Source organism: Aquimarina megaterium XH134, from assembly GCF_000520975.1.
GTDB classification, from domain to species: Bacteria; Bacteroidota; Bacteroidia; order Flavobacteriales; family Flavobacteriaceae; genus Aquimarina; species Aquimarina megaterium.
The window spans coordinates 1-1,097 of the sequence record NZ_JACB01000072.1 but is presented as its reverse complement, the minus strand read 5'-3'; the positions used below and the strand labels follow the sequence as shown (position 1 = coordinate 1,097).

The 1,097-nt window shown below is 34.5% G+C and carries 1 protein-coding gene; it reads right to left on the bottom strand.

Annotated features, from left to right (window positions below):
• On the bottom strand, positions 1 to 1,097 hold a 1,097-nt coding region (locus Z053_RS30575; protein WP_025668029.1), incomplete at both ends, for a BspA family leucine-rich repeat surface protein.

Below are 1,097 nucleotides of genomic sequence, written 5' to 3'. Positions count from 1 at the left end.
AACATTACTTACATCCCATTGACTTACATCTCCATTGAAAGATGTAGCACCAGAAAACATCTGTCCCATTTCGGTAACATTACTTACATCCCATTGGCTAAGGTCTCCATTAAAAGATGGAGCATTAATAAACATTCTTATCATTTTAGTAACATTACTCACATCCCATTTACTAAGGTCTCCATTAAAAGAATCAGTGCTGGAAAACATATCCGTCATATCTGTAACTTTACTTACATTCCAACTATTTAGATCTCGGGTAAAAGATGTAGCATGACTAAACATACCTCTCATATCAGTTACATTACTTACATCCCAATTGCTTAGATCTCCATTAAACTTGCTACATTCTCCAAACATTCCAAACATATCGGTCACTTTACTTACATCCCAATTACTTATATTACCATTAAAGGAAGAAGCACCTAAGAATACTGCTCTCATATCTGTAATGGTACTAACATCCCAATCATTAAGATCTGCATTAAACTTCGTACAACGAGCAAATATACCTGCAATACTGGCTACTTGGGATAAATCAGGTACATCTTTGGCATTATAAATCATATTGTTACATTCTGCAAAAGCTCCATAAAACGATTTCCATTTAATATCTCCCCACTGCTCTATAGTCTGTAGTTTATGAGCATCTTTTCCCTCGTTCATAGAGATACTAGGAAATTTTCCTGAAACTTTAACTGTATATGTATTGGCTGTTACATAAGTATGACTAGGAAGCGTAGTTTGATTCTTTTCAATAGTACCATCACCCCAATCTATGGTATAATCATATGTTAATTCCTTAGTAACTCCAATAGTAATCATTTCATTAGCTTCAGTTGTTTTCCAGGTGGTGATAAAAGGTTCTACAACATTCTCTACAGTAATCGTAATATCTGCACTTGCCTTATGAGTACCATCTGATACTTCTACAGAAAGTGTATACGAAGTAGTGGTTTCAAAATCCAGTTTTTTACCAGCTACCAAACTTAATTCTCCTGTATCGGTTAACTCAAAAAGAGCATCACTATTTTTAGTTAGTGTAAATGTAAGTGCTTTGTTTTCTGGATCTGTGGCTGCTACTTTACCAATAACTG